The 24,978-nt window shown below is 55.7% G+C and carries 12 protein-coding genes; 3 read left to right on the top strand and 9 right to left on the bottom strand.

Features of this window, described 5'->3' with window-relative positions; genetic code table 11:
- The first annotated feature begins 10 nt into the window (after window positions 1-10).
- The gene (locus IP581_RS01615) at window positions 11-778 is read left to right on the top strand and encodes an inositol monophosphatase family protein (protein WP_193821600.1); all 768 of its coding nucleotides are present in this window, start codon (window positions 11-13) and stop codon (window positions 776-778) included.
- Window positions 779-801: 23 nt separating this feature from the next.
- Here IP581_RS01615 and IP581_RS01610 read toward each other — a convergent pair whose 3' ends face one another.
- From IP581_RS01610 to IP581_RS01575, 9 genes are all read right to left on the bottom strand, one after another.
- On the bottom strand, window positions 802-1,149 hold the full coding sequence (locus IP581_RS01610; RefSeq protein ID WP_193821599.1) for a cupin domain-containing protein: 348 nt from the start codon (window positions 1,147-1,149) through the stop codon (window positions 802-804).
- 264 nt (window positions 1,150-1,413) lie between these two features.
- Window positions 1,414-5,658 (bottom strand): SpvB/TcaC N-terminal domain-containing protein, encoded by a 4,245-nt coding sequence (locus tag IP581_RS01605; protein WP_193821598.1) that lies wholly within the window; start codon window positions 5,656-5,658, stop codon window positions 1,414-1,416.
- A 51-nt stretch (window positions 5,659-5,709) separates the two neighbouring features.
- Window positions 5,710-7,887: a Tc toxin subunit A-related protein gene (locus IP581_RS01600; protein ID WP_193821597.1), complete on the bottom strand. Its 2,178-nt coding sequence runs from the start codon at window positions 7,885-7,887 to the stop codon at window positions 5,710-5,712.
- Entirely contained in the window at window positions 7,848-13,250 is a 5,403-nt protein-coding gene (locus tag IP581_RS01595; protein ID WP_193821596.1) for a neuraminidase-like domain-containing protein, read from the bottom strand. Before IP581_RS01595 ends, IP581_RS01600 begins: the two co-directional genes overlap by 40 nt.
- A 1,160-nt stretch (window positions 13,251-14,410) precedes the next feature.
- The gene (locus IP581_RS01590) at window positions 14,411-14,836 is read right to left on the bottom strand and encodes an immunity 26/phosphotriesterase HocA family protein (RefSeq protein WP_097401651.1); all 426 of its coding nucleotides are present in this window, start codon (window positions 14,834-14,836) and stop codon (window positions 14,411-14,413) included.
- Window positions 14,833-18,975 carry an RHS repeat-associated core domain-containing protein gene (locus IP581_RS01585; protein ID WP_193821595.1) on the bottom strand — a complete coding sequence of 1,381 codons (4,143 nt, stop codon included), beginning with the start codon at window positions 18,973-18,975 and terminating at the stop codon, window positions 14,833-14,835. Before IP581_RS01585 ends, IP581_RS01590 begins: the two co-directional genes overlap by 4 nt.
- Window positions 18,976-18,985: 10 nt before the next feature.
- Window positions 18,986-19,114: a hypothetical protein gene (locus IP581_RS23970; protein ID WP_020456137.1), complete on the bottom strand. Its 129-nt coding sequence runs from the start codon at window positions 19,112-19,114 to the stop codon at window positions 18,986-18,988.
- Window positions 19,111-20,664: a hypothetical protein gene (locus tag IP581_RS01580; protein WP_193821594.1), complete on the bottom strand. Its 1,554-nt coding sequence runs from the start codon at window positions 20,662-20,664 to the stop codon at window positions 19,111-19,113. Before IP581_RS01580 ends, IP581_RS23970 begins: the two co-directional genes overlap by 4 nt.
- A 12-nt stretch (window positions 20,665-20,676) precedes the next feature.
- On the bottom strand, window positions 20,677-22,896 hold the full coding sequence (locus tag IP581_RS01575; RefSeq protein ID WP_097401654.1) for a type VI secretion system Vgr family protein: 2,220 nt from the start codon (window positions 22,894-22,896) through the stop codon (window positions 20,677-20,679).
- A 621-nt stretch (window positions 22,897-23,517) separates the two neighbouring features.
- Here IP581_RS01575 and IP581_RS01570 point away from each other — a divergent pair.
- On the top strand, window positions 23,518-24,213 hold the full coding sequence (locus IP581_RS01570; protein ID WP_193821593.1) for an amino acid ABC transporter permease: 696 nt from the start codon (window positions 23,518-23,520) through the stop codon (window positions 24,211-24,213).
- A complete protein-coding gene (locus IP581_RS01565) occupies window positions 24,191-24,961 on the top strand; it encodes an amino acid ABC transporter ATP-binding protein (RefSeq protein WP_193821592.1) in 771 nt (256 codons plus the stop codon). Before IP581_RS01570 ends, IP581_RS01565 begins: the two co-directional genes overlap by 23 nt.
- The last annotated feature ends 17 nt before the right edge of the window (window positions 24,962-24,978 follow it).

The raw sequence follows: 24,978 nt of genomic DNA, 5'->3' as shown, positions 1-24,978 counted from the left end.
GAGTCCAGATATGAGAGAAGAGTTTACCCACGCCCTGTGTTCATTGATTCGTCGTCTCGGTCAGCAGGCGAAACAGTTGCGTGACAACGGGCTGACCATCGAACAGAAAGGCCGCCAGGATTTTGTCTCCCAGGCGGATGTGTATGTTGAAACCGAATTACGCGCCTGGCTGAAAGCCGAACGCCCGCGGGACGGCCTGCTGGGTGAGGAACGCGGCCTTGAGCCGGGCAGCGACGGCATATGGGTGATCGACCCGATTGATGGCACCACCAATTTTATTCTCGGCATGGATTACTGGTGCATTTCGGTCGCTTATGTGCGCAGTGATGCCATTAAACTGGGAGTGATTTACGCCCCGGATCGCGATGAGTTTTTCTTCGCCGAAAGCGGTAAGGGTGCGTTCTTAAATGATAAACGCTTAACCCTCACCGAACCCGCCGCCGACGCGGTGGTGCTCGGCATTGGTCGCTCCAGCCGCAGACCGCCACGCGAATACACGCACACCATCGAAACCCTGTTTGAACATGGTGTGGAGCACCGCCGTTTCGGCGCAGGGGCATTAATGCTGGCGCACGTAGCCGCCGGCCTGGTGCATGGTTATTTCGAAGCGCACCTGCACAGCTGGGATGCGCTGGCGGGGCTGATCCTTATTAAAGAGGCGGGCGGGATGCATAACGATTTTCTCGCCAACAATGGGCTAACGCAGGGCAATAACACCTGGGCGGCAACGCCGCACGTGTGGCGGCGTCTGCAACCGATTTTGCTGCCAAAGGGTTAAATCCGGTGGCTCAGGAAAACGGCTCATTCGGGCTGTTCTTCTGCCGGGTATTCGTAATGAACCGCTAACCAGATGGTCGGCGGTTCAGCGCGTGTCCAGTTCACCCGGTGACGGCAATGCGCGGGAATATTGACGAAATCCCCCACCTGCAACACCCGCTCTCGCGCTTCGCCTGCGAGGTGCAAACCCGCAGCCCCCTGAAGAATCAGCACCCACTCGCTTTGTGGCTGGCAGTACCAAAAATCGGGTGGGCTGGCCTGCCCGGTAGAGACAATGCGCTCGATTTTAAGATCGGTTCGCAACAGCACATCGTCAAACGTTTCCGCGCCATTTGCGCTGGCGGGGAGATCGCGCAGCAAGTTGCTTAGCATCGGTTCGGCTCCCGTTTTTTGTTTACTTCAGCATGGAAGGGTGCGCCCATGTCCGTGGTGCTACAGGCTAATGCGCCGGAATAGCGCCGAAAACTGTTGCAACGGCGCCGTTTTACGTAATTGCGGGTGGAAGTATTATTACTGACTTCCCCCGCCCCAAAAAAATAGAACCTCAGGAATCCTTTTTATAGGGCGCAATGAGTAAAAGTCAGCTATTCACAAAAATAGAAAACGGCTCCACAGAGCCGTTTTATTAAAGCGCGCTTATTCGCTTAGTGTGTCATTTTCATCTTCGCTGACTATAAACCACGGCGTGTAAAGCGTGCGCCGCAGATAACCTTTGGCAGTAACAACCTCTCTTTCACGCCCGAGAGGATCAAAGTAGTGCGTATCGGCATACAGATCAGTACGCGCGCTATCGTCTTTCACCCACTGCCAGCTATTAAGAAAATAGGGTTGATAAGTGCGAATAGCCTGGCCTTTGTTGTCATACTCCGTGCGCCCGCTTACCGCCCAGCGAGTACTGGTTTGCGCCGTTTCAGTAACCAGCGTTCCATCATCCGAGCGTTGCCAGGCTTCGCCCGCTTCAAAGCGAACAGACGTTTGCAGTTCGCGGCCAAAACCATCGCTGAAAGAGACCGTCTGGCGAATCTGCTGTTCTGCACTGCCGTCGCCCTGATCATAACGATCGGTGGTAAGCGTCAACACATGAGGCGGCATAGCCGAGCTGTTATCACTGACATAAACCAGGCACTGCGCCACCGGTAGCGGTGGTGTCAGCGCCAATGCTTCATCAACCGTCGTTGGCGGGGTGAAATCCGTATCGCTGTAACCGGCCGCCACACCATTTTCGGTGCCGCTAAAGCGTTGGCTGGTTACGCGCCCCAGCCCATCAAGCGTTACCTGATGAATGTTGTTGTTCACATCGGTGATTTTAATCGGCGTTAAAAACCGCCAGTCGTATTCGGCCTGGGTTGTTAGCCCGGCGGCATCCACCACTTTGGTCACCACGCAGTCGTGCGCATCGTGGGTGAGCGTTATCGCCCCCGTTAATTCAGAATCCCGCACGGTTTGCGGCAGCCAGAAATGCTCTGCCGTGCCATAGGTGGTGATATTGCGATGTACGACCCACGCGCCAAGGAACGAGAGCCAGATATAGCCAGCCTGTTGCAGCACACTGTCTGTCAGATCCTCTTTCAACTCGGCCACCATTTCCGCATCCAGTACCGCCGTTTCGGTAAAACCGACACGTGGCGGGAAAGCCGGAAGTTCTGAGGTGGGGTTGTTATTGCCATCCAGATACCATGGCTGGTGCCAGCCTGCGAACGCCTGGCTGGCAGGTGTTCCCAGTGGCGCACCGGAATGGCTAAGATCTTCCAGCGTTAGTCCTGCAGCCGGTGCGGAAGAGTAGAGGTAAACATCGCTCCTTATTGCATCCACCAAGCCGTTTACCCAAATCCCGGATGCCATATCATCAATGCCATACCAATGGTTTTCCTGGCGAGTAATTACCAGTTGCTGCTGTTGATCATCGTAACTGGAGTCAAACAGCGTCTCCGGTAGCGTATCCGGATAGGGGCTGGTCGCTGGTTTAGAACGGCGTGGGTAATTAAGCGTCATCGCAAATAACGGTTGACCATACTGGTCGCTGGTCAACGTTACCTGCTGGCTGCATTGCGGATCGTTGCTTACCCGCTCATAGGTATACGTGCGCGTCTCGGCGCTAAGCGGCAAGACAATCGGGTAACGCCCCTCACCCGCGGCCGCCACCAGGCGAACCTGCGGGCGAGCCTCACTCACTTGATACGGAACTGATTGCGCCTCGCTGCCGTCAAGACCGTAAAGTTCACTGCGCAGCAGCATGCCTTTTGTCGCACGACGCAGCCAAAAATCGTCATCATCATTTGGCGTATAGGGCTGTTCATTGTCGCCGACGCCGGAGGTAAAACGCGTGACAAAATGGCTAAATGCCCCGCTATCACCAGACCACCACGCCTCGGGCATACGATCATCCAGTACCGCCATCCCGGTGGCAAACCAGTTGCGTGTTAATGATGGCTGGCTAATTTCGGTGGTCGTCCCCTGGCTTGTGAGCGTGTCGGTATCCTGAATTTCCACATAACCAAACCCCCGGAACTCTCGCTCTTTCCCATCCCACGCGCCAGCGCGGTAGCGGGCGGTGCTCACCAGGCGATTACCGGTAATTTTATCGGTGACATCGGTGCGGGATAACAAATGAAGCGCAAACGGCAAATAGCTGGCAGGAACGGGAGCGCCAGCCGTCGCCGCCTCCTGTTTTTCATCGAGCCAGAACTGCGCCGAACTGCGGTAGGTGAAATCATGTTCCGCCCCCATATTGTTGAGCATTTGATTCAACAGCCAGGGTTTAACCTCTGATAAATGGCAGACATAATGGCGCACTTTCGGGTGCGGCACGGTTAGTATCAGGCTGGCAATGCCGAGTCCCTGAATATCCGCGACATGAAGTTCGCAAGTATTGTCGTAATGCACCCCATCCGGGAAGGCAATTTCAAAAGGCTGTGTAAAAGTGTTCCCGCTCTGATTGATTTGTATAAGCACACTATCTTTAAGTGCGTAAATCACATCCGAAGTGCCGGAGCCGTCAAGATCGGCCAGAAAACATTGGGTAGGATTAAAGGCAATTGACGAAGGAAAAAACCACCTCATTATCGTAATGGGCTCGCCAAACTGACCATGACCCAGATTAGGCCAATAACGAACGTCCTGTTTTCGTATCTGCACCAGATGTTGCTGCCCGCTGCCCGCCATATCGCTGAACGCGACCAGCACACGCTCATCCGTGCCGGGGACTGGCAGTTGGATACCGGTGGGTTGCAGCACATTCAGCGCTTTTTCCCAGCCATCGCCGGTACCGGCGTAGAGCCGCACGCTTTTCGGCCCAATTAACGCCAGATCCGCCATCCCCGCGCCGGTGATATCCGCCATCATGGAGCGCGGATGTCGGTACTCTATCGGCCAGGCGGAGTGCGGTGTGAAATTCAACCAGCCCCGCTCCGGCGTACGCGAATAGTAGCCATTGACGCCTGCCGAACTGACGACCCATTCCATATAGCCATCGCCATTCAAATCCGCGAGCATACTACCGTCGCGCAAGGAGGGAATAGCCGCCAGGCGGGTGGGTTCGTCCCAGGTAACGGCATCGGCATCATCACCTTGCTGGCGAACCGGCGCGCGGTACCACCACGCGCCGCTATCCTGGTATAAAATGCCTGCCAGCCCCTCGCCATTAAGATCAACCAGTTGGTATGGCTGAGAGCTATTCATGTTTTCCAGATCGTCACGTTCCTGCCATTTGCTCGCTGGCCAAAAGGGTCCATAGGTTAAAGGATCGAAAGTACTCCAGGAAAATTGCACCATTGGTAGCGAAGTGAATGTCCCATCCAGCGCCAGACCCGATTGCTGTACGCCAGTGAGCGTTGTCACCATCGGCGATTCTTCGTAGCTCAGCGCAATACGCGAAACCAGTTGCGGGACGCTCTCGGAGGTACTGCCGCCTAAAGTGCCAGTAAAATGGTAAGTCAATATTTGCCGACACAGGCGGCGGGTACGAAGCTCGAAGCCATACTCCCAGCTTGAGAAACAATCCTGTCGGCTCGCCCAATCGCCGGAACCCGGTGCCACCCAGGCAGGCGCGGTGGCCGCATCGGCGGTGCGCTCGCCATAATCAAACACCACTATAAACAGCCAGTCAGTAAGGGCAGGTGTGGAGGTCAATCCCGCCAAAACACGCCCGGCGACCCGGTTGCCGTAACAGACGGCAGACAAGTAGCGTTGTGCCGTTACGTTGGGGTGCGCGGCGGTTTCTGACGCCTCACAGCCGGTCTCATCTTCCGCGCGATAGATCCAGTAGATCTGCTCACCGGTTGCCGATACCGACGACTCCAGCAACCAGATGCCCGTATTTTCCGGTGTCGCCGGATTGCTGATGCGCGCCAGACTGCTGCCGCCAAAGAGATAGACCTGCCCGTCCGGTGTGTACTGCACCCAGAAATCGCGCCCGCCGGAGCCTGTCTCTACCCAGTATTCCAGCCGGCTAAAATCTGTTTCTACGCGGTAACGGTAGCGGTGAACGGTAAAGTCGCTACCGAGAGTAACGCCCAGCAGAGCGCTGGCGGTACGCGTACTCGCCGTGCCGTCGTCCGCAAGAAACGGGACGAGCACCTCCCCGTTCGGCCCAAGGAACTCATCCGTGTCGTTATAGTTGGGCACCCCTTTTTTCGAGCGCCGACGAATAGCAGGATTATCGACACTCCAGCCCATCCCAAACGGACCATTGCCGGCTCGGCTGTAATAACTCAGCGCCAGTGACGGCGCATACCCCCTACCAGCATTAATCGGCAGCGGTATACTCAGGGTATTTGCCCCGTCCGGCCCCGCGCCCGCGACATCCCCTTTTAACCCGGAGATGGCACCGCCGCCTTTTGGCAACGAGAGAGTTTCAGACCTGACAATATCTGTGTTTTGCATGGCTGCGCTCCCACAGGCTCCCCGCAGGGAGCCTGAAATAAAGACATCGATTTAGCCGGTAATGGTGTAGCGAATATGCAGAATGATATCCGTTAGGCTGAGTAAGAGTTCTTTCTGCTGGTTATCCGCGCTCGGGAAACTGAGGGTCAGCGTGCCGCTGTCATCCACCGGGATCCCTTCAAACGGCAGCCAGCGGGCATCGTTAAAATCAAGCTGGAACTGACCGCTGTCGTTCATACCGTGCGAGACCGCCAGCGCACTGCACCCCTGCGGCAATACCGCGCTGCCGCCGTAGCTCAGTACCGCGCGCACATCCTGATAGGGTCCAAGGAGCATTGGCAACGTGACGCTTATCTGTTTGATACGCCGCCGCGCGCCAAGCTCGGCCGGATAATTGCCCCCGATATTCAGGTCAGCGAGTTTTACGCTGGCCTGCAGTTCACCGCCAGAAAGCTTCAACGTATTACCGCCACTTCCCTCACTCACTGTAGTGGTTTTAATCATTCCGATCGCATCTATAAAGCTGAATGCTCCGCTTGCCAGTCCGCTGTAAACTTTTGCCAGCGAGACGGTTTTACTCACCTCCAGCATCCGCTCATCCTGCTCTATCCACGCCTGCGACATCCGCTCCAGCCCCAGCATCAGCGTTTCACCCGCCATAAAGCCCAGCCAGTTACCCTGCCATGCCCCTGGTCTGATAAACGTGGTCGCCTCGTCAGCAAAATGCAGCTGCCATGCCCGCTGTGCCAGCAGGCAGCGCGCCAGCGCCGCGTCATAAAACTGGTAGTAAATCGACGACAGCGTGCCCCGCAGCCAGCTGTACAGCGCCTGACCGGTGAACTTGCCCTGCAGGTAATCCAGCTGCGCCTGCGTCTGCGCCAGCTGCGTTTCCACCTGCGCTTTCTGCAGCGCCGCCCCTTCACGCCGCACATCCAGCGACGCCAGTTGCGCATCCACCTGTTTTATCTCCGCCTCGGCGTTGTTGCGCTGGATATCCCACTCCTGGCGACGGCGACGGTAGACTTCCGACAGCGAGATTTTATCGGCGGCGATCCGCTGACCATCGGCGGCAATCTGCACCCCGATACCAAACGCCGTCAGCAGGGCACCGTAGCGGCTGCCGCCCACCGCCAGGCCGTAGATATTGGGCACCATATCCAGCGCTGCCGCCCCCATATGCAGGGCATTGCCCGCTTCCGCCGTAATGGAGGAGGAGAGCTGCAGGTTCATCGCCTGCGTCTCCCCGGCGTTGACGTTCTCGTCATACAGTTTGCGGTAGCTGTCCCGCCGCTGCTCGGCCGCCCGGCGGCTCACCTGCAGCGCCGCTTTATCCGCGTCGATTTCGGCCAGGGCATGCTCCTGCACCTGAATGCTCTGGTTCAGCAGCGCCACCCCCTGGGTCTGCAGCAGCACCGACAGCGCCTCCGCATCCTGGCGTTCGGTAATCGCCTGCATGGCATTACCGAACTGGATAAGCTGGCTCACCACGCCACGGGCGCTCTCCAGCAGCGTCGGAAAGCGCAGCAGCGGCAGGGCCACCGACGGCAGCGAATCCCCGCCGCTGGCAGAGGTCACCGCCGCGCTCAGCAGCGCCGACGGACTGGCGGCAGCGGCATACACCGGCAGGTAGAGCGCCTGACCGTCAATCGACAGGTTGTGCCGCAGGTTGTAGAGCCGCTGGCGCAGCGTCTGCCAGTAGCCACTCAGTTTGCTGTTGAGCTGCGGGTAGAACAGCCCCAGCAGCGAGTTTGCCGTGCGGGGTTCTATTGCCGGGACGGACCGGGTGCGGATGTTCAGCAAATCCAGTTGATACGCCTGGTGCAGCGTCTGGCTGGCGGCGGCGCCCAGTACCGGGCTGGACCAGTTCCCCTGGCCGTAGACCAGCGAGTCATAGGGCTCGTCGCCCAGCAGGTTCAGCGCCTGCACGTACCACATTTTGGCTTCGTTGAGGGTGTCGCGCTCCAGCAGCCGGTAGGCCGCGTCGCCGCGGGCAATCAGCAAGTCCAGCACCCGCATAAAGGTGGCGACCTTGTAGTGCATCGGGTCAGACTGCGCCACCGCGTCCGGGTCGACGGAATCAAGCGGGTCCGGGTTCCACGAGGTGTCCTCCTCCAGCGGGCGCACGTTCCACGTCCACGGTACGGGCGTGCCGTCGCTGCTGTAGTAGCCGGCCGGGTTCCAGATGTATTTCATCCAGGTGGTGGCTTCGTCGAATTTGCTCTCCTGCACAGACGCTGGAACACCATCGACGGGACGTAGAAGAACATCTCCCAGAAATAGAGCGCGTTGGCGCCGGCGAAATCCATCGGTTCGCTGTTCTGCTCCGTCAAAACAACAATAGATACATCGCGTGTTGTATCTGCTCCACTATTAGAGGTAAATCCTGTAAGGGAGAGATCGGCCACAGTAATATTTGCAAAAACACCCTGGTAATAGGTGCCTTTCTGGCAAGTAAGAAAAACTGCAAGACCATTATCCCTGTTTTCTGGAAACTGAATGGGATCGCCATAGGCAGTCTGGGATGTCGGCACAAAAATCCGGACAGTCAATGGCAAGCTCTGCAACATACCCGTCCAGAATGTATAGCGGGTTGTATCTGTTGATGAAGATGAAAGTGGTGAAATACTGAGCTGCACATTCGGATTCGAGCCATGAACCGCATCGTTATATGCCGGAAATGTGACGGTCACATAGTTACCCTTGCCCAGTTTCGGTTCCTGCAACAGCTGGGTTTCCATTGACAGTACCGCATCCAGCCCCAGATTCGCCCGCGCCACTAACTGGCGCGCGAAAAGGGTATTAATACGCACCCGATAGGGGCCACGCTGCAAATATTGGACACCAGTATCGGTACGCAAAAGGGACATTTTCCGCGTTGCTAATGACTGATAAATAGTAACGGTAGCAGCCTGCCCTCCCAGCGATTGCCCCAGCGCATTATTTGCGTGAAAGCGAATAGCCAGATCCATTTTCCCGTTCTTAAATTCAGACGTTGAAAAGGTAGTGACACGATTAACGAAACTGTAGGTAGTTTCCCAGCCTGGCGTGGCCATAGCCGACGTACCGCTGTTGTGGGAATAAACTCCACTAGGGCTTGTGACTGTATAACCCACATCCCCCGGATTAACGACGGTGCTATATTCAATGGGGTCACCAGGCTTTTGAAGCATACGAAGATTACTGGAATTATAAATCTCTTTAATGTCCCCTAATTGGTCTGCTCTGGCGGCAAGATACCAAGTGTCGCCATATGTTTCAGATGATGAAGGTGATAACCAAGTCTCAAATCTACTGCCATCATTTGAAATAACAATAAACGTATCAACTGCAGATTCTGTTTTTAAGAAACTTGCCGGTCCAATATTATTACTTCTATCATTAAAATAAACAGCATAACCTTCATAGGATCCGGTCGCTATACTGTATTTAAGCGGCGTTTTAAAAAAAGTATAGCCATGCCCAACACTCTGGACAGACTTAATAAAATCCATCCAGTTCCTTCTGTTAGCGCCGAACGAACCTGAAGCATAGCCATTAAAAGTATAACGAACATGCATATCATATGAAATAGTAAAATATTCTCCCTTCTCATCCAGAGTGATATAATTAATTTTATAACTTCCGCCATACATCAGAGCCAAATATTCATATCCCCATTCGTAACCCAACTCCCCGGCGATAAATGGTAAAGTTGGCGAATATAAAAAATTAACCCGTAGCTCACTCTGCGTATCAAAGTCTCGCCAAATATATTCCTTGTAATCATCCAGCCTGCCCAACACCGCCAGTTTATGCTCTACGGATATAGATACCCCAGATAGCGTCAACGTGTGGTTATCTGCTTCACTGGTTCCTGGGGTGTAAAAGATCACCAGAATTTGAGAATAACTCCCCCCCTGAAAGGAGCAATAAAGATGTTTTGAAGACATCGCACTGATATCCGCAGAGGTCAAATAATCTGACAGCTTTTCGTTAAACGGTGTACTCCAGGTGCCATCATGGCGCAGGTAGGAGAAACTGATAAAATAATCCGTGGCTTCTGTCACCGTGCCGTTATTGTCCGCCGCCACCGGACGCTCTGTCACCCACACCACATACAGCCGGTCATTGAACACCACCGGGTGCACCATGTTGTTGTACGCCGCGATACCCGTGCCTATCTCCAGCCACTCGCTCCACGCCGTCGCCGGGTACTTCCCGTCCGTCAGCATGTTCTGCTGCAGCGTGCGCCAGTAGTACTTCTCCCCGTCCACCATTGATTTGCCGATAAACCAGGTTTTCCCCTCCTCCATACTGGCGTTATCGTGGTAGGCGCTGACAATCTCCAGGTTGGCTATCTTCTCAAACTGCGCCATGTAGCCCTTGAACGCATCGCCCACTGAGTCAGAACTCAGCTCGCTCTGCCCGATGGTCCCGAGCATTGCATCCATCATGCTGGTCTGTCCGGTGCGCACCGTCGGGTCAATGTAGTTTTCCGGGTAGTACACCAGCTCCGACACCCCCGCCCACGTGCTGTAGCGTTTGTTGTACCGGTCCCAGTCCGTGAAGAACTGCCGCGTCAGCACCACGCGATCCACCTCCGCCTCCAGCGCGTTCTGGCAGCGGTTAACGTACAGCTGGATACTGGCAATCGCCTCCGCCACCCGCGTCGTCATCACCTGCGACGACACCTGGCCGTCGATCAGCAGCCACGCGTACAGCTGCTCGCGGTTGGTTACCCCCGAGGTGGTGTCCGTCCGGATGTAGTAACTGCTCAGCGCCGCGCTCGTCAGCTCGTCAAGCTGCCGGTGCAGCGTCACCGTCTGCTCCGTGTCCAGCCCCGCCTGCAGCAGGTTGCTCACCGCCAGCCACGCCTCAAACGACGGCGCGTTACCCGCGCTGATGTTCGTGTATTTCAGCGCCACCACTGCCGCCGCCGTCGACGGCGTGACGTTCAGCGCCGCCGAAAAATCCAGCCACTGCAGCGTCACATCCAGCGTGGTCAGCGAACGGATAACCCCGCCCGCCCCGCTGTCCGCCAGCGCCAGCGCCTGCTCCACCGCCTGCGGCGTCGCCCCCAGCGCCTGCACCAGCAGCGCCGTGGTCAGCGTCCCCGCCTCCAGCGCCGCCAGCAACTCCTGCGCGTAGCTCCCGGTCTGCAGTATCCGCCGGTTCATCCGCCCCAGCAGCCGCAGCGATTCGATATCCAGCGGGATAACACTCACCCCGCTTTCGAACCGCGACGGATCGCTTATCAGCACCGACAGCAGGTAGTCATTGATACTGGTTCTGCGCACCAGCAGCGCAAGCTGCCCCAGCGCCTGGCAGAACGCCACCAGCTGCGCCGTTTCCGCCCCGCTGCGGTCATCCTTCAGCGCCAGCGCGACAAACGTCTTCACGTCCGTCCCGCCCGGCTTTAACGCCTCCAGCCAGCGCAGAACGCTCTGCGCCTTGCCGGTCAGGTCCAGCTGCCCGGCGGCGGCTATCACCGGCGCTATTGCATTAATCAGTGTGTCCGTCTCCGCATCCGCTGTACTCACCGCCCCGCGCACGGAGGCTATCAGACTGCTGATTTCCGGCGTCAGTACCGTGCTGTATTCCGTGGTGGTCATCAGGTACAGGTCACCCGTCGTCCACCCCAGCTCCGTCAGCCAGCGGGTGGTGCTGTAGACAAAATTCACCACCCCGGTGAAGCCGCCGGTATCCAGCGAGGCGAGCGCCGTGTCCCGCCACGGCGACACCGCCAGCAGCAGGGCCAGCTCAGCGGCCGTCAGATGGTGCACCTCCGCCAGCAGGTGCGTGCGGTAGAGCACCGCCAGGTTGTCGGCAGTCGTGGTGAAGGCCGTGCCCTCACCCGCCGCCAGCTGCCACAGTACCTTCAGGTCTGCGCCGCTGACGTGAAAACCGCGCTTGATGGCGCTGACCCGGAACAGGCTGTCCGCATCCTGGGCGTCAAAGTCCACCGCCGTGCCGTCAGCGGTGAACTCACGGTTATTCAGCAGCGGGGTGTTGAACAGCGTGGTGAAGTAGCTGTTCTCACCTTTCACCCCCACCGCGCTGATGCGCCCGCCCGCCAGCACCAGCGCGTCCTCAAAGCGCATGCTGTAGCGCTGCCAGTAGTAGTAGGTGAGGAAGCTCAGCGGCAGCACCGCCGGGTCAAAAATTTCCGTGCCGGGATGGTTATAAATCAGCAGGTACATCTGCTCCGGCGTGAGGTGGCAGGCCTTGTACAGGCGGATGATTTTATTCAGGTACAGCAGGTACTGCTCGGCGGACAGGGTGTACTGCTGGAATCTGGCCTCAGCGTAATAATAACGGCCCGTATCGGGCCTGACCCTTGAAATGCCAATGTTGACACCCGCAGTTAACTGCTCTGCTGAAAGTGTGACCGGAATACTGATATGTTCATTCGACTGCGGCTGAAGCGTTCCATTGTACAGATCGGAAGAATTCCCGCTTTGTGTACCGATATAGAGTATCTCTCCCGGCGTCCACACGGACTTGAAATTAAAATTCACCAGGTAGCTGTCCCCGCCCTGGGGCAGCAGTTCTATATAGTTGAGCTGATCGGTCTGATCGCTTCTGACAATCTGCATGATGCCGCCCACGGTTCCTTCATCACCCGCCACCAGTGTGGTCAGCATATTGTTGGCGTAGTACTGCACCGGCTCCGAAAAATCATGGTGCGTCAGCAGGCCGGTCAGCGATGTCAGTGCCTCCATGCTGGCATCGTAATAACCGGCCAGCATGTAGGTACCCATTAATGTATCGGGGGTGACGGTGCCAAAGTTTTTCGTGTACAGCTCGGCCGCATTGTCAGCCGTGACCGCTTCCGTCAGGATGCTGTACAGCTCCGGTGAGACATCCGCCACAATCGCCAGCAGCGATAACAGATCCACCTGCTGCGCAATCGCCGGGTTATTCACCAGGGCGTCCAGCATTGGATCCTGCAGCAGCACCGCCAGCCGCGCGCTTTCATACGGCAGGTGGTATGGCATGTTGCCGGAGAGGCGCCAGGTGGCAAGTTTTTCCATCACCGCGTCGCTGTCCGTCCCTTCACGGCTGGCAATCGTGCCCAGCACAATGTCGTTGGCAATCGACAGCGTGCTGACCTCCGCGTCCATATTGTCCTGGCTCAGCGCCAGACGGGTCAGATCCGGGCGGCGGTTGTCCAGATGGCGCGCATGATAGGAGCCATGCAGATCGCGGGCTTCACGGTACAGCTCCGCCAGATAACCGGCGGGCGAGAACATCGAGGCCACCGAGCCCGGCGAAACATACTGAGCCGCCCGGTTGCCGAAGATGTCTGTGTAATTCCGCAGGCTGCGGCTCTGATCAATCGCCAGCCTGACCGCGCGGGTCAGCTGCGGGTTGGCCCGGCTGAAAATACGCGCTTCGGTTTCAAGGTTTTTTTTCTGCGCGTCGCGGACTGACCGGCTGAGGTAGTTCGCCTCGCCCCAGGTTAACACGTCCTGATAGCCGGCCCAGATCTCGGCAAAGGAGTTGGGCATCAGTGAGGCGAGCAGGGAATTGGCGTCCAGCACCGTCGAGCGGGTACCGGAGGAATTAATTTTGCTTAAGATCGTCTCGATATCGTAATAGGAGTCGTACATAAAGGTATCCCCTCAACTTTTTAAATAGAGAAGTTGGTTTGAGACAGACGAAATTCTTTAAACAGCAGATAGCCGCACCATCATTAAAAAATGCTGGCGAAGTAAACCTCAGGAAAAACATGCTTTTTCACAACATGCCGGGAAAGACAGACGCGTTGTTTAACCGCTTTAACACTGGATTAGTTTCATTACCTCATAAATAAGGCGGGCAGCGAAACAGCCCGAAAGAGGAAGTTGAAATAGAGCGTAGAAGATCCTTTTACATCACTCCAGCCAGAAATTCTGCGGTGCGAAATAGGGAAAAAATGTAATAACAAAGGCGATTTCAAAAGGATACAGGAAGGAATAGCCAGAAATAAAAAGTTCCTTCAGAACTTTATTCTGGATTTATCAAATAAAAAAAGCGTTACAAACCGGATGTGAAATTTAAATTCCCATAATTATCTAGGATTCTTCATATATAGACAAAAAAGATAAATAAGATTAATCATGAAAAAATAAATTCCCAGGATTATTCATGATCTTTTTGTGCGTAGATATATCCTCGGAAGTTAAAAAAATTAAAACAATAAAAAGATGCGTGTGAAGCATATATCTTCTTCATGGGTTGAGGGCTATTTAGCGAAGCGCTGATGGATCTTTTCTTTACGGTAGATGGGATTGTCTTGATGGGGTAAAAGACCACTGGTGGCAGTGTGCCAGATGTCTACTATAGTTCCCTATCCTCGCCGGTTAAGTAGCAGAATTTAATATTTTTAGTGTCCTATGACCGGTTAAAACGCAACGGAATTGCCTCCAGAAATGCACAGTTCTTCAATGCTGCGATTTTTCTCATGGAAAGCGAAATCCCGTAGCGATTTACGCTTTTCACTACCAATCTTCTAATAACGCAATAATAAGAACCTCTTATTTACCACCCGCTTTTGTGATCTATAAAAGTTGCGATTTTTTGGTCACATTAAATTCAAGAATCATTTTTAAACAGAGTATGGTTATTTTTTAACTTCGCCATGGTGTAACGCGGTGAAAGATCGCCACCTTTCAGCGCCACATAAAAAAATATCCAAAGCGGCAATATAAATAAAAAGGGGTAAGACACGCCTGATGAGATACCGGAATAAAAAAAGAAGTGAAGCGCAACGTCTTCACTTCTTCAGGGATTAATGTTGCGCCAGATATTGCTGCACCAGTTCGTTACCGGCCACGCCCATCACATTGAATTGCTTGTATTCACTTTTATCAAGCACGCGAACGTATTCATCGCCATTGTATAAATGTCCGGCACTGTGGAATATTTGCAGCTCTTTTTTCCAGTCCGTCAGCGGGATATTACCGATAATTTCCCACTCACCACTTTTGAGGCTATCCACCGCCGCAAAGATCACCTTAGTGATGCCTCGTGAGTTTTTAAATTGCAGAAACTCATCGTGTTGCGGAATGCTTTTATCGGCCTGAATGCTTAGCACGCCAAATGCGAAAGCCTTTTTAAAACGCCCTTTTAACGCACAGACGATCTGACACACGGCAAACCGGCCATCGGCGGTTGGGATCAGAAAGATATCACCTTCCTGGTATTTTTGACTCATATGCTACCCCTTATGATAGACAGCGCGTCTTGTAAGATTTCTTTACCCCATGCTGAGCTATCGCCAGCGATTTTATAGGTGGGTGCATTTTTATTTCCGGGGCGGTAAGACCGGATATCGTTCAATAAATTCGTTAATGGATTCATCGATTTAGCACCACCATGCATACCTATAAGTTTTTCTTCCAGAAATTTAGCTTCAGCTTTGGTTAAGTTATTGTCAAAAATGATCAGCTGTTCCAGATGCGATTTACCCGGCGTTTTGGCATGGGCGTTTAAACGGGTTGGTGCATCACCGCGCCCAACGTAACGGATTTTGCCATTCTCATGCAGAATATATAACCCTTGCCCTTTGGCGCGGTTATATTTCTTCCTTGAGCCACCGGGCGGGCGCGTAGACGGCAGCCCAAGGCAGCGCTGCAAGCCGAGCGGATCGCTCCATGCCAGCGGATTTGGCGCGTACTGATACACGCTAACTCCCGCCACCATCCCCACGGGATCCTGGCTGATATAAGCCGCTATGTTCGGGTCGTAATAGCGGTAGCGGTTGTAGTGCAACCCGGTTTCCGCATCGTAATACTGCCCCTGAAAACGCAGCGGGTTATCAATGCGGCTGGCGTAAACCTGCCCTTTCTCGCCCCAGATGCCGCTTTTCTCCGACCAGACAATCTCCCCTTCTGGCGAGGTCAATCTTACCGGCGCGCCGTTGGGATCGCAGTGGTAGTGCCAGCTCTGTTTTACGCCTTCCTCTTGCGTCAGTAGCGCCAGCGGCCAGAAACTGTCCGGGTAGTAGATATATTCCCGCATCTCACTGAAAAGTTTGGCCTGCGCTTTCTGCCGTTTTAACCTGCCGCCGGTATCGAAAATACTGAGCGCGGCCAGGGGCTCCTGTCGCGCGGTGACTGTTTCACCCGCCAGCACCTCATCCTGCCAGTAGAACCAGCGTGTTTCGCTCGCCGTCTGCTTGAATACCCGTCGCCCCAGGCCGTCATAACCATAGCGCACCAGACTGTCGCCTTTACGCACAGCGATCAGTTGCCGGTTGTCATCCCAGACAAAATCCTCTTTTTCGCCTTCGCACTGGCTATCCCGCCGCTGGCGTAGCTCACCGGCGCGGTCAAACACATAGCGCACGCCGTGGTGAATGCCTTCGCGAAACCATCCCCCCGCGCTGTCATTCACCTCACGCGTTTGCGTCTGCAACTGATTACCGGCGGCATCCTGCACAAATTGACGGAGCGCGCCATCGGGTGCCGTATGCGCCATCAATCGTCCCACCGGATCGTAGCTGTAGCGATCGCTGCCCCACTGGCTATCTTCCCGTAACGTCAGATTCCCGGCGCGATCGTAAGCAAACCCGCAGGCGAAGAGCGGTAAATCCTGTTGCAGCACCTGCTGGGAACTTAGCCGCCCAAGCCTGTCGAAACTAAAGATACGCAGGACATCATTGGAGAGCTGTTCGCTCACGCATCGCCCGGCCTCGTCGTAGGTGAACAGAATGGGCGCATCGTCGTTAAGTTGTATCTGGCTCAGCCGTTCATGCGCATCGAGGTGATAACGCACCTGGTGACCACTGTCGCTTTCGCGTGTGATCAACACACCGCGTTCGTTGTAACCGTAACGCAGTTGAAAGCCATCCTGCTCTTCCAGCAGCACACGCCCGGCATCGTCATAGCGCCAGCTCAGCCGCCGCCACGGGTTTTCACACAGCACCATCCGCCCGCAGGGATCGTAATGGTATTTCACCTGTAACGTGTCGCCGCTGCGCCGCTCAGTCAGCCGTCCCCTCTTGTCATAGCCATAGCGCACTTCGCGACCCAGCGGATCCTCGCGACGTATCAACCGGCTGGCCTTATCCCAACCGTAACGCGTCACTTGCCCCCAATAATCATGCTCTTCCGTCACCCGCCCGAGCGCATCGCGCGTCAGTTGCCAGCGTTGACCATTTTGATTTTCCACCGTCACCAGCCGATCTTCCGCATCATAAAGGAAGCTCAGCGTCGCGCCGTCCGGGGTTTCGCACGACGTCAACATGCCGCTGCCGTTATAGCGAAGCTGCGTCGTTCGCCCCAGCTCATCGGTGTAACTAAGCGGGTCATCTTCGCGATCGTAGACAACACGTATTTCACCGCCGGCCGGATCGGTGGTCGCCACCAGACGGTCTTTCATATCCCAGTGAAAACGGGTCGTCCCCCCGCTTTCGTCAATACGCTCCAGCAGCGTTCCCCGTACCGAGTGGCGAAGCTGGATCGCGCCTGCGCCCGCCTGTTCAATGCGTTGCGGAAAGCCATACCGATCATAGAAATAGCGCGTGGGCGAAATGCCGGGCACATTCGCCGCGCAAAGCTGGCCAAAGGCGTCGTACTGATACGCCGTGGCGACACCGGTGGGATCGATTTCGCGGGTAAGATTGCCAGCCTCACTGTATTCCGATCGCCAGACCGCGCCTTTCTCATCGGTCAGCGCCAGTAATTGCCCGTCATCGTCATAAACCGCCTGAATCACGCCACCATCGGGCAGCTGTTCGGCGGTCATGCGCCCCTGTTCGTCATACTCCCAGCGATGGGTACTGCCATCCGGTTCGGTCACTTCCACCGTGCGGCCAAAATCGTCATAGCGGAACACGGTATTGCCGCCTAACGGATCGATTTCTGAGACGGGCAGGCCATTTTCGTCAAAGGTGATACGCGAAACAGCGCCCTGCGAGTCGGTGACTTCCACTTCGTTGAGCAGCGCGTGGTATACAAAATGATAATCCCAGACTCCGCCGTCACCCCAGGCGTGGATCACCTGCCAGGCCTCGTTGTACTGGTAGTGAAACCCCTGTCCGTTGCGATCAACATGGCTGACCATACGGCGCTGCTGATAAACAAAACGGCGCGGATGCGACAGCGCATCGATCTCGGCGCTCAACTGGCGGTGGGTGTCATACTCGTAGCGGGTAAGCGGTGTAATTTCGCCGTCCAGCGCATTATGCAGACGCAGCGTCTGCAGACGGTTTCGCTCCTGCGTGACGAGGATGTCGCGCCCGGTCATCCCCGCATGGGTGAACTCGCGAATTTGCCGTAGTTCGCCCGCTTCCCGCTCAAATCGCCAGCCGTTACCGCTACGATCGACAATCTCGCCAATCGGCAGGGCACCCTGTTTACCGTTAAAGTGCAGCAGTGGGCCACTTTCCTGGTCTACTCGCCACAGCACCTCGCCATCACGGGTTTCCCGCCACAAACGGCTGCCCTCAGGCAAACCGCTAATGGCATGTTCGCGCCCGTCGCTCTGCGGCAGTGCGGCAAACAGCGTCATCCCTTCCGGCTGCGTCAGCATCGCGACGCCCTCTTCCGCCAGCACATCCAGGCGGATATCGGCCGGCGTCGACCAGCCAAAGCCGCACAGCCCTTCAACCTCAATATCTGCCGAAGAATAGGTTCGCACCCACGCCAGCGGCAGACGGCCCGCTAACAGGAAATCCTGCTGTTCCAGGCTGACGCTGCCGTCGCGAATATCCACTGGTTCAGCGCGTAGCACGCGGCACTTGAGGAAGCCGGAGTCCATATTACGAAACAGCTTCTGGCGCAGCTTGCGAAAGCGGCGCATAAACAGCCGCCACTTCGGCGTTTTCTTCAGTTTCTTAAAGCCCTTGCCCAGCCCGCTTAATCCGGCGCGCATCAACAGCGCCATCAGGTTGATGGTCGGCGGGCCGCCAACGACGACGTTATTGGGAATGGCGAGGTTAAAGGTCAGCGGCAGGGTGAGAGAGAGCGGTTTTGGCTTGGCGGCGCGCTTGAGACGAAACGGCGGCACCAGACCAATAATGTTGCAGCTCAGCACCGGCATGCCGATGCGCGAGAACGGTTCGCCGTCCACCGAGACGGTTTTGCTGCCCATAAACAGCTCGTCTTCAATTTGTGGGCCGCCCGGCGCGCGCAGCGGCGGCACCCAGACGCCGCCGACCGGAATATGTACCGCGATGCCGCCCGTTCCTGCACTTGCACGCTTAATGCTGTTGACGTGCACCGTGGTGCCAATCAGCGGCAGATAATCGAACACGTCAAAAACAATGCCGATATGCGGCGTTGGCAGCGGCCACGGGTAGGTGTGAATATCCAGCCCGAGCTGCGGATCGAAGTGCGCGCCGGAGTGCATAAGTCTGGCCTCAGAACATGGCGCGCAACAGCGCGCGCAAGAACGTTCGAACCTCTGTCGCCAGTTCGCTATCAGACAGGCTTAAAAACAGCAGCGCGAGCAGCGTGACGACAACAATAATGATGATGCGATTTTTCATAGCGGGTTGCTTCCTGCAGTGTCAGATAACGATGCGTCATGGTTTCCCCACTCGGGCAGGGTTTGCCACTCGCCGGGGGGCGCATCAAAGGGGTGAGCGATCTCCGGCAGGCCATTCCAGTGCGGGTGTAATTTTTCCCGCGCCAGCCGGATAACGCGGCGAAAACTCTCATCGCCGCGACGAATCAGATTTTCCCGCTCCTCACGGATCACGGTAAACATTGCCTCAAGTTGTAACTGCAAGCGGCTTTCGGTCTGCTTAACTTGCGTAACGGTCGGCTCGGCGGGCAGCGCCGCTTCGGCCTGCTGGATCAGCCGCTGTTTTTCACGTTGCCAGCGCGCGGCGCAGGCTTCGAGCGCCTCGGTACGCCGCTTATCGTGCATACGCAATAAATCCTGAAACACCAGCGACAGCGTGGTCTGGCTGCGTTCTGGCAGCGGTACGCTTTCCGCCGCCTGAACGGCACGCGCGTACTCTTTCATCGCCGTCGGTCGATGCCCGGCGAGCCACAAACAAAAACCGGACATGCGCCAGCCTTCCATTTCAAATACCGGATGGGGAATGACCTGCGCTTCCAGCGCCGCCTGGCGATAGCCTTTCGCCGCTTGCAGGTGATCTTTTTTCGCGAACCACGCGCCCGCTTCACCGAAGGTGCTTTGCGTGCGCAACTGCCCTTTCAGCGCCGGATCCGGGATCTCGCCAGAGAGATGTTGTGCCTGCCGGTAGTGGGTAACGGCCTGCGCGTGATCGCCTCCTTTTAACCAGCCACCGGCTATCAGGTTGTGCATCATCGCTTGTTGATCCGCCCAGCCGCGCCGCTGCGCAATGCCCAGCGCCAGCTCGCCGCGCGCGGCGACTTGTGCGCTACTGCCTTTTTCCAACAGCAACATCGCGTCCGCCAGATAACGGCGAAACAGCAACCGGTCGGCATCGGGGTCCGTCTGCTGCTGCGCGGTCTGGTGCATCACCCGCATGCCATCCACCTCGTCGACAATGAGCTGCACCACGCGCGGATGCGCCTCATATAACGGCTGCCAGATCGGTTGTTCCAGCGTATCAATGAGCAGCACACGCGCAGCGTCCGCGCCCTGTTCCAGCCAGCCTTGCAACCAGCGCGTCAGCGCGCTTTCATCACTGACGCCGGAGGGTTTAAGCACCAGCACCAGGTAACGGAGATCCTCGGCAAACGCCTGCGCGAAGCTCTGCAACAACGTGTGCAGTTGCGCCGGGGAGTAACAGGGCAGCCAGGGTTCCGCGTCCCAGGCGGCGGCATTTTCGGTGGCTTCGTACTGTTCGACAAACTCGCGCCCCAGCGCCTCGCTGTAGCCATAACCGGTTTCGAAAGGGGTATTCAGCCCAAGAAACAGATCCGGCAGTGTGCGGCCTTCAGGATGTTGTTGCAGGGCAATAAAGGCATCCAGCAGTGATTCGCCGCCCGCCGGAACGCGCCAGATAAACAAGCGGGTACGCGCGGCGTTCTCGCTGGCGTCCAGCCAGCTTAGCTCCAGCTCGCTCATCACCTTCTCTGTGGGGTTCTTTGCCGCGCTCATTGCATGTCCTTATCAGGCGTTAAGCTCGATTTTCTTGCCGTTGACCATCACGCCTGCGGCGTTAATGGTGATGGTCGAGCCGCCCGCTGAAATCTCCACGCTGCCGTTGCTAATCAGAATGCCGCTTTCACCGACGTTGATCTGGAAGGTATCCGTTGCGCTGTCCGCCACGCTGCCCTGGGTAAAACGGGTGTCGCCGCCGGTAATGCTCAGCGTGCGCCCGGCACCGATATTCACCTCTTGCTTTTGCACCACCGTGCGCACTTCACTGCTGCTGACGGTGACATTGCGGTTGCCGGTCACTTCCAGCGTCTGGTCGCCGGTCACTTGTACGGTGCGGTTTTGCTGCACGCTCACCTTTTCGTTGCCCTGTACAGTGCGGGTTCGGTCCTGCACCACGGTCAGCGTCTGGTTGCCTTGCACGGTGCCTGTGTTGTTGCTCTTCACCGTGGTGGTGTGGTTGCCGGTAATGGTCTCGTCGCGGTTTTGCTCGACAGTGAGGGTTTCATTGCCTTTCACGCTTTCCGTGCGGTTCTGCTGCACGGTGGTGGTTTCGTTACCGTTGATGGTTTTGCTGCGATCCTGGCCAATGGTGACAGTCTCATTGCCGTCCACCGTGCGGGTGCGGTTCTGTTTGATATGGCTGGTTTCGTCTTTGCCAACGGTTTTGGTGCGGTTGCTGCCGACATCATGGGTTTCGTCGTTTTCGACTTCCGTATCCATGTTGCGCTCAGCATGCAGCCAGAGCTGCTCTTCTCCAGGTTTATCTTCAAAGCGCAGGGCGTTGGCGTTATCCGGCGAGCCATCTTTCGAACGGCTCATAAAGCCCATCTGCGTCGCCGCCGCCGGCAGCGCCCACGGCGGCATGCTGGCTTCGTTATAGACGCGGCCAATAATTATCGGTCTGTCCGGCTCACCGTTAATAAAATCGACCACCACCTCGTCGCCCACGCGCGGGATCTGCACACCGCCGTAGCCCTGGCCCGCCCACGCGCTGGAGACGCGCACCCAGCAAGAGCTGTTTTCATCGCCCTGGCTTTGCCGATCCCAGTGGAACTTCACCTTCACGCGGCCATATTTGTCCGTCCAGATCGACTCGCCTTGCGGCCCGACCACGCGCGCGGTTTGCGGGCCATAGGTTCGCGGCCAGTCGGTGACCATCGCCGGGCGGAAAGGCGTCGCCGCCGGGATAACCGTAAAGGCGATATTGTGCTGCGACGTGAATGAACCGCCGGAGGCGTACTGATTCTCTTCAAACGCATACTGTGCGCCAATCACCAGCCACTGGGCGTTATCGGCGAAGTTGGGCGCACTGGTAAGCCGAAAAAGATGGCCGGGCGCGATACCGGTCGCGGTGCCGGAACCTTGCATTTGCTGCTGCTCCGCCTGCCAGGCCTGCTGGCGAATACGCGCGTACGATTCACCGTCGCCATGCTCAACAAAACGGCCTGGCCAGTCATAGACATCAATTTTCCCCGGGCTTGGCGAAACGGGGTTTTGCAGGGTTTGCAACATCCAGGCGTGCGGTTTACGGAAATCGTAATCGTCGGTGCTGTAAAGACCCGGCGTAACAACATGACGCGCCAGTAACTGGCTGACGCCCTCTTCGTTGACCGCGCCGCCGCCGGTTTGCGCATGCCAGGGAATGGTGTCGTAACCGGGAAACGCCTCGGCCTGCGAGTAGTCGTCCATCAGCACCAGCGTGTGGCCCTCTTTGCTGTGGCGAAACAGGTAGCTGATGCCTTCCAGTTCCAGCAAACGGCTGATGAAGTGGAAGCTGCTTTCGCCATACTGCACGCTGTAATCCCACTGGCGGTAGCTGCGCGTCAGTTTGTCTTCAATTTTGACGTTGTATTCGGAAAACAGCGTTTTGGCGATATCCGGCACGCGCTGCTGCTGGAAAATGCGGAAGTTACGATCGCGCATCATCGGCCAGAAATCGGGTTCCAGCGTTGCCTGGTATGCCGCGTACTGCGTGCCGTCCAGCTCTTCGGTACGTACCGAAACAGCGGTCACTTTCCCGGAAAGATAGCGTTCGCTGCCCGGCATCTGGCACGGGATCACCACTGTCATCTCTTGGCCGAGCAGTTTTTGTCGGTCAAGGGTGAAGTCTTTACTCAGCAGGTCGACCTGAAAACGAAAAGGCGCGGAAAGATGCTCTTCGCCTGTCAATTTCCAGAACAGAAGTGAATCACTGCCAACGGATGACAGGACGGTTATCCGGTTAACCATACGTATTCCTTGGTAGCGGCGGCGGATATTTCGGGAGAAAACGATTTATACGAAATCATTCAAATGCAACTTATACGCGCGCGTATTATTTATTAACAGCCAATGCTTACGATTAATATTATCGTCAGTTCATAAAAACGACAGGCAAATACATCTCAGAATCGTCTTATTTTATAATTAAAATAATAACTTATTTAAAATCAAACCAATGCAAATTACCATAATAAAATAATGGACTTCAGGTTATTCGATTCAGCTAACAATAAATAACAACGCAGCATATATCCTCTTATTTTTGATAATATCTCCTTAAGTAAAATTAGCGTATTTCAAATTAAAAACAGCGTCAGTTAGCCTGCATTTTTATCCCCGGCGCGCACCATGGCATCCCCATTGGTGATTTCGCTTTCACAACACTGCACCTCGCCTCGCGCGGCCCGCTGTCCGGCAGCACAAGGCCTTTAGCACATTTGCGTATATTCTTATCCGGATATATTGGTTTTCGCCGCAGGCGCAACGCCTATAATCCGCTTGCATACGGTAGCAGAATGAAAAACTGAAATAGTAAGATAGCATTCTGCCAGCTTTTTCTGGCAATCAGCAATGTGCGGAAGGTGTGTAGTGCCGACATGGTTACCCTTAGCGATAGACTCATTTTTGCCAATGCTTTCCGCCGGGCTGAAATTTACCATTCCCTTAACGTTAAGCGCATTTATTCTTGGTTTGACGCTCGGTTTTATTGTGGCGTTATTGCGTTTATATGGCCCTGCATTTTTAAAACCGATAGTCAGATTTTACGTCTGGTTAATTCGCGGCACGCCGTTATTAGTACAGCTTTTTTTAATTTTTTACGCGTTACCCAGCGCAGGAATCACTATCGATGCATTTCCGGCGGCGGTGATTGGTTTTACGGTAAATATTGGTGCTTATACCTCGGAAGTCATCCGTGCCACGCTGCTCGCCGTGCCTAAAAGCCAGTGGGAAGCCGCGCATGCCATCAGCATGACCTGGGCACAGTCGCTACGGCGCATTATTCTGCCGCAGGCCGCGCGCATCGCCGTGCCACCGTTATCCAATACCTTTATCTCGCTGGTAAAAGACACCTCGCTGGCCTCGGTGATCACCGTACCGGAGATGTTTCTCGCCGCACAGCAAATTGCGGCGGTGACTTACGAGCCGTTAATTTTATATAGCGAGGCTGCGGTGATTTATCTCTTATTCAGTTCTGTCTTATCGCATTTACAAGAGAGGCTGGAGCGGAAATTAGCCGGCACCACCGTTAAGGAGCGATCCAATGATAACGCTCTCCAGCATTGAAAAAAGTTTCGATGGTCATCAGGTGTTGCGGGATATTCATTTAACGGTGGCAGAAGGCACCGTTACCGCCTTAATTGGCCCCTCCGGCAGCGGAAAAAGTACGTTATTACGCTGCATTAATTTGCTGGAAATTCCGCAGGCCGGGGAATTAATAATTGGCAAAGAGAAAATGTTATTTACACCGGGCGCACGCATTAACGGTGAGGATATTCGCCGGATGAGCCGCCAGACCGGAATGGTATTTCAAAACTTCGCGCTGTTTCCGCATATGACTGCCCTTGAGAACATTACTGAAGGGCTAATTACGGTGCATAAATGGAACCGCGATCGCGCCCGGCAACGCGGCGAAGCGCTGCTGGAGAAGGTTGGCATGCTGCATAAGCGTAACGCACTACCGAATACGCTTTCCGGCGGCCAGCAACAGCGTGTGGCGATTGCCCGCGCGCTGGCGCCTTCGCCTGCGGTGTTGCTGTGCGATGAGCCAACATCGGCGCTCGACCCGGAGCTTTCCGGCGAAGTGGTTTCCGTTCTTCGCCAGTTGGCGCATGAGGGCACCACCATGATTATGGCTACCCACGATCTGCGCTTAGCAGCCCATATCGCAAGCCAGGTGGTATTTCTCGAAGGCGGAGAGATTGTCGAAACAGGCAGCGCCAGCACCCTTTTTTCACAGGCGAAGAAACCGCGAACCACGGAATTCATCGCCTCTTTAAGCACAGCGTTTTCGGCTATCGAAGCGCACCAATAACAATATTTAAGGGGTAA

This window comes from Kosakonia pseudosacchari (genome assembly GCF_015167415.1).
In the GTDB taxonomy this organism is placed as follows: Bacteria; Pseudomonadota; Gammaproteobacteria; order Enterobacterales; family Enterobacteriaceae; genus Kosakonia; species Kosakonia pseudosacchari.
The sequence above is the reverse complement of the archived record's forward strand: the minus strand, read 5'-3'. Positions and strand labels throughout refer to the sequence as shown.